Source organism: Novosphingobium sp. CCH12-A3 (assembly GCF_001556015.1).
Classification (GTDB): domain Bacteria; phylum Pseudomonadota; class Alphaproteobacteria; order Sphingomonadales; family Sphingomonadaceae; genus Novosphingobium; species Novosphingobium subterraneum.
In genome coordinates this window covers 1-6,196 of sequence record NZ_LSIA01000147.1, presented here as the reverse complement: position 1 = coordinate 6,196, position 6,196 = coordinate 1, and the positions used below count along the sequence as shown (strand labels likewise).

At 66.2% G+C, this 6,196-nt stretch carries 2 protein-coding genes; one reads left to right on the top strand and one right to left on the bottom strand.

What is annotated here, in order from left to right:
- Positions 1–325: 325 nt before the first annotated feature.
- Positions 326–2,905 (bottom strand): ATP-dependent chaperone ClpB, encoded by a 2,580-nt coding sequence (gene clpB / locus AX703_RS11600; RefSeq protein WP_062344232.1) that lies wholly within the window; start codon positions 2,903–2,905, stop codon positions 326–328.
- A 386-nt stretch (positions 2,906–3,291) separates the two neighbouring features.
- On the opposite strand from clpB (AX703_RS11600), the gene clpB (AX703_RS11595) reads away from it, so the two are divergent.
- Positions 3,292–5,871, top strand: a complete 2,580-nt coding sequence (gene clpB / locus AX703_RS11595; protein WP_062344232.1) for an ATP-dependent chaperone ClpB — start codon at positions 3,292–3,294, stop codon at positions 5,869–5,871.
- Positions 5,872–6,196: the final 325 nt, after the last annotated feature.

The following is a 6,196-nucleotide window of genomic DNA, read 5'->3' as shown; positions in this document are numbered from 1 at the left end:
TCCCGCGCCCCATCCCTTGCGTGCCACAACGGCACCGCACCGGTCGCGCGATCTGTGATTTCCCCCCGGCGTTATGGTCCGCATTCGCCAGCGGATGATCTGCCTTGTCGCGCGTCACCGCTCATCCTGAGCTTGTCGAAGGATGCCCACCCCCGGCCCCTCCCGCCTGCGGGAGGGGGGATGAAAGGGCAGCGCCTAACTCCTGCCCTCCCGCAGGCGGGAGGGCCGCGAGACTTCCTGAACGCAGTGAAGCTAGTCGCAGCGGGGTGGGCAAATCAGTGCCGCGCCAACGAAAAAGGGGCCGCCGCAGCAGCCCCTTCCCCGATCACTCCACGATGAACGTCAGCGCCCCGTCGCCCTCGTCGATCCGCACGGTCGAGCCGTCCGGCACTTCGCCGCCCAGGAGCTTCTCGGCCAGCGGGTCCTGCAGATAGCGCTGCACCGCCCGCTTCAGCGGCCGCGCGCCATAGACCGGATCGTAGCCGACGCGGCCCAACCAGCGCTTGGCCGCATCGGTCAGGTCGAGCACGATCTTGCGGTCCTTGAGCAGGCTCGCCACCCGGCCGACCTGGATGTCGACGATCGGCGCCATGTGTTCCTGGCCCAGCCGGTGGAACAGGATGATCTCGTCCAGCCGGTTGAGAAACTCGGGCCGGAAGTGCCCGCGCACGATATCCATGACCTGCGGTTCGACCGAGGCAACGTTCTGCCCCTCTTCCAGATTGGCGAGGTACTGGCTGCCGAGGTTGCTGGTCAGGATGATCAGCGTGTTGGTGAAATCCACCACGCGGCCCTGCCCGTCGGTCAGGCGACCATCATCAAGCACCTGCAGCAGCACGTTGAACACGTCGCCGTGCGCCTTCTCGACCTCGTCGAACAGCACGACCTGATAGGGCCGCCTGCGCACAGCTTCGGTCAGAACGCCGCCTTCGTCATAGCCGACATAGCCCGGAGGCGCGCCGATCAGGCGGCTGACGGAGTGCTTCTCCATGAACTCGCTCATGTCGATGCGCACCATCGCGCTGTCGTCGTCGAACAGGAAGCCGGCCAGCGCCTTGGTCAGCTCGGTCTTGCCCACGCCCGTGGGGCCGAGGAACAGGAAGCTGCCGAGCGGACGGTTCGGGTCCTGCAATCCGGCCCGCGCGCGGCGCACGGCCTTGGACACGGCCAGCACCGCGTCCTTCTGCCCGATCACGCGCTTGCCCAGCACCTCTTCCATCTTGAGCAGCTTCTCGCGTTCGCCTTCCATCATGCGGTCGACGGGCACGCCGGTCCACTTGCTGACGACAGCGGCGATGTCCTCGGCGGTCACCTCCTCGCGCAGCATGGCATTGGCGCTCACGCCCTGTGCTTCGGCCAGCTGCCGCTCAAGCTCGGGAATGCGGCCATAGGCAAGCTCCCCGGCCTTCGCCAGGTCGCCATTGCGCTGCGCCACTTCCAGCTCGCTGCGCGCGGCATCGAGCGCTTCCTTGACCTTGCCCTCAGCGGCGATCTTGTCGCGCTCGTTCTGCCAGCGCGTGGTCAGCTCGGCCGATTGCTGCTCAAGGTTCGCCAGTTCCTCGCGCAAGGTCGCCAGCCGGTCCTTCGACGCGGCGTCGGTTTCCTTGGCCAGCGCCATCTCCTCGATCTTCATCTGGATGATGCGGCGGTCGAGCTTCTCGATCTCCTCGGGCTTGCTTTCCACTTCCATGCGGATGCGGCTCGCCGCCTCGTCCATCAGGTCGATGGCCTTGTCGGGCAGGAAGCGGTCCGAGATATAGCGGTTGGACAGCGTCGCCGCCGCCACGATCGCATTGTCGGCAATGCGCACGCCGTGGTGCAGCTCGTACTTGTCCTTGATGCCGCGCAGGATCGAGATCGTGTCCTCGACCGTCGGCTCGCCCACGAACACCGGCTGGAACCGCCGCTGCAACGCGGGGTCCTTCTCGACGTACTTCTGGTACTCGTCGAGAGTCGTCGCGCCGATGCAGTGCAGTTCGCCGCGGGCCAGCGCAGGCTTCAGGAGGTTGCCCGCATCCATTGCGCCTTCCGATTTGCCCGCCCCGATCAGGGTGTGCATCTCGTCGATGAACAGGATGATCTGCCCTTCCGCGCCCTTGACCTCGTCCAGCACGGCCTTCAAGCGCTCCTCGAACTCGCCGCGATACTTCGCCCCCGCGATCAGGCTGCCCATGTCCAGCGCCATCAGCGTGCGGTCACGCAGCGAATCCGGCACGTCGCCATTGGCGATGCGCAGCGCGAGGCCTTCGGCGATCGCGGTCTTGCCCACGCCCGGTTCGCCGATCAGCGCCGGATTGTTCTTGGTGCGGCGGGCGAGGATCTGCACGGTGCGGCGGATCTCCTCGTCGCGGCCGATCACCGGGTCGAGCTTGCCCTCGCGCGCGGCCTCGGTCAGGTCGCGGGCATACTTCTTCATTGCGTCATAGGCGTTTTCGGCGCTGGCGCTGTCCGCCGTGCGCCCGCCACGAAGCTGCGTGATCGCCGCTTCGAGCGCCTGCGGCGTGACATTGGCAGCCTTGAGCGCCTGCCCCGCCGAGGTCGTGGTGGCGAGCGTCAGCGCGACGAGCATGCGCTCGACCGTAACGAAGCTGTCGTTGGATTTTGCGGCAATCTGCTCGGCGGCATCGAGCACGCGCACGGCATCGTTGTCGAGCCCCGGCGTCTGCTGCGCACCGGAACCCGACACCGCCGGAATCTTCGCCAGCGCCTTGTCGACTTCGGTCTGCGCCAATGCGGCATTGCCGCCCGCGCGCTGGATCAGCCCGCTGGCCATGCCCTCGCTGTCTTCCAGCAGGGCCTTGAGGATATGGTCCGGCGTGATCCGCTGATGGTTCATGCGGATCGCAACGGTCTGCGCGGCTTGCAGGAAGCCCTTGGCGCGGTCAGTGAATTTCTCGAGGTTCATGGTGTTGAACATCCTCCTGTTGCGCAGAACATGGTGTGGCTTTTACGCAACACAAGGGTCGCGCCGACGAAAAAGCTACACCGTTCGACAGGGGTAGTTCCTTGATCGGGAGCAATGTGCGGCGACGATGCCCACCCCCAACCCCTCCCGCCTGCGGGAGGGGAGTTGAAAGCACTGCTCCTGCCCTCCCGCATGCGGGAGGGCAGGAGCAGTGCTTTCAACTCCCCTCCCGCAGGCGGGAGGGGTTGGGGGTGGGCATCGTCGCCGCACATTGCTCCCGATCAAGGAACTACCCCTGTCGAACGGTGTAGCTTTTTCGTCGGCGCGACCCTTGTGTTGCGTAAAAGCCACACCATGTTCTGCGCAACAGGAGGATGTTCAACACCATGAACCTCGAGAAATTCACTGACCGCGCCAAGGGCTTCCTGCAAGCCGCGCAGACCGTTGCGATCCGCATGAACCATCAGCGGATCACGCCGGACCATATCCTCAAGGCCCTGCTGGAAGACAGCGAGGGCATGGCCAGCGGGCTGATCCAGCGCGCGGGCGGCAATGCCGCATTGGCGCAGACCGAAGTCGACAAGGCGCTGGCGAAGATTCCGGCGGTGTCGGGTTCCGGTGCGCAGCAGACGCCGGGGCTCGACAACGATGCCGTGCGCGTGCTCGATGCCGCCGAGCAGATTGCCGCAAAATCCAACGACAGCTTCGTTACGGTCGAGCGCATGCTCGTCGCGCTGACGCTCGCCACCACGACCTCGGCGGGGCAGGCGCTCAAGGCTGCCAATGTCACGCCGCAGGCGCTCGAAGCGGCGATCACGCAGCTTCGTGGCGGGCGCACGGCGGACAGCGCCAGCGCCGAAAACGCCTATGACGCAATGAAGAAGTATGCCCGCGACCTGACCGAGGCCGCGCGCGAGGGCAAGCTCGACCCGGTGATCGGCCGCGACGAGGAGATCCGCCGCACCGTGCAGATCCTCGCCCGCCGCACCAAGAACAATCCGGCGCTGATCGGCGAACCGGGCGTGGGCAAGACCGCGATCGCCGAAGGCCTCGCGCTGCGCATCGCCAATGGCGACGTGCCGGATTCGCTGCGTGACCGCACGCTGATGGCGCTGGACATGGGCAGCCTGATCGCGGGGGCGAAGTATCGCGGCGAGTTCGAGGAGCGCTTGAAGGCCGTGCTGGACGAGGTCAAGGGCGCGGAAGGGCAGATCATCCTGTTCATCGACGAGATGCACACCCTGATCGGGGCGGGCAAATCGGAAGGCGCAATGGATGCGGGCAACCTCCTGAAGCCTGCGCTGGCCCGCGGCGAACTGCACTGCATCGGCGCGACGACTCTCGACGAGTACCAGAAGTACGTCGAGAAGGACCCCGCGTTGCAGCGGCGGTTCCAGCCGGTGTTCGTGGGCGAGCCGACGGTCGAGGACACGATCTCGATCCTGCGCGGCATCAAGGACAAGTACGAGCTGCACCACGGCGTGCGCATTGCCGACAATGCGATCGTGGCGGCGGCGACGCTGTCCAACCGCTATATCTCGGACCGCTTCCTGCCCGACAAGGCCATCGACCTGATGGACGAGGCGGCGAGCCGCATCCGCATGGAAGTGGAAAGCAAGCCCGAGGAGATCGAGAAGCTCGACCGCCGCATCATCCAGATGAAGATCGAGGAGATGGCGCTGGCCAAGGAAACCGACGCCGCGTCGAAGGACCGGCTGGCGACCTTGCGCGAGGAACTGGCGAACCTTGAGCAGCAATCGGCCGAGCTGACCACGCGCTGGCAGAACGAGCGCGACAAGATCGCCGCTGAGGGCAAGGTCAAGGAAGCGCTCGATGCCGCGCGCAGCGAGCTGGAAGTGGCGCAGCGCAATGGCGACCTGGCGAAGGCCGGGGAGCTTGCCTATGGCCGCATTCCCGAGCTTGAGCGGCAGCTGGCCGAAGCACAGGGCGTGAGCGCCAATGCCATGCTGCGCGAGGAGGTGACCGCCGAGGACATCGCCGCTGTCGTCAGCAAGTGGACCGGCGTGCCCGTCGACCGCATGATGGAAGGCGAACGCGAGAAGCTGCTCAAGATGGAAGAGGTGCTGGGCAAGCGCGTGATCGGGCAGAAGGACGCGGTGCTGGCCGTGTCCAAGGCCGTGCGCCGCGCGCGGGCCGGATTGCAGGACCCGAACCGTCCGCTCGGCAGCTTCCTGTTCCTCGGCCCCACGGGCGTGGGCAAGACCGAGCTGACCAAGGCGCTGGCCGGCTTCCTGTTCGACGACGACAGCGCGATGGTGCGCATCGACATGAGCGAGTTCATGGAGAAGCACTCCGTCAGCCGCCTGATCGGCGCGCCTCCGGGCTATGTCGGCTATGACGAAGGCGGCGTTCTGACCGAAGCTGTGCGCAGGCGGCCCTATCAGGTCGTGCTGTTCGACGAGGTCGAGAAGGCGCACGGCGACGTGTTCAACGTGCTGCTGCAGGTGCTTGATGATGGTCGCCTGACCGACGGGCAGGGCCGCGTGGTGGATTTCACCAACACGCTGATCATCCTGACCAGCAACCTCGGCAGCCAGTACCTCGCCAATCTGGAAGAGGGGCAGAACGTTGCCTCGGTCGAACCGCAGGTCATGGATATCGTGCGCGGGCACTTCCGGCCCGAGTTTCTCAACCGGCTGGACGAGATCATCCTGTTCCACCGGCTGGGCCAGGAACACATGGCGCCGATCGTCGACATCCAGGTCGGCCGGGTGGCGAGCCTGCTCAAGGACCGCAAGATCGTGCTCGACCTGACCGATGCGGCCAAGCGCTGGTTGGGCCGCGTCGGCTACGATCCGGTCTATGGCGCGCGGCCGCTGAAGCGGGCGGTGCAGCGCTATCTGCAGGACCCGCTGGCCGAGAAGCTCCTGGGCGGCGAAGTGCCGGACGGCTCGACCGTGCGGATCGACGAGGGCGACGGGGCGCTGACGTTCATCGTGGAGTGATCGGGGAAGGGGCTGCTGCGGCGGCCCCTTTTTCGTTGGCGCGGCACTGATTTGCCCACCCCGCTGCGACTAGCTTCACTGCGTTCAGGAAGTCTCGCGGCCCTCCCGCCTGCGGGAGGGCAGGAGTTAGGCGCTGCCCTTTCATCCCCCCTCCCGCAGGCGGGAGGGGCCGGGGGTGGGCATCCTTCGACAAGCTCAGGATGAGCGGTGACGCGCGACAAGGCAGATCATCCGCTGGCGAATGCGGACCATAACGCCGGGGGGAAATCACAGATCGCGCGACCGGTGCGGTGCCGTTGTGGCACGCAAGGGATGGGGCGCGGGA

Excerpts from the sequence above, each read along its gene's own strand:
- clpB (WP_062344232.1), bottom strand. The coding sequence starts at position 2,905 with ATGAACCTCGAGAAATTCACTGACCGCGCCAAGGGCTTCCTGCAAGCC.
- clpB (WP_062344232.1), top strand. The coding sequence starts at position 3,292 with ATGAACCTCGAGAAATTCACTGACCGCGCCAAGGGCTTCCTGCAAGCC.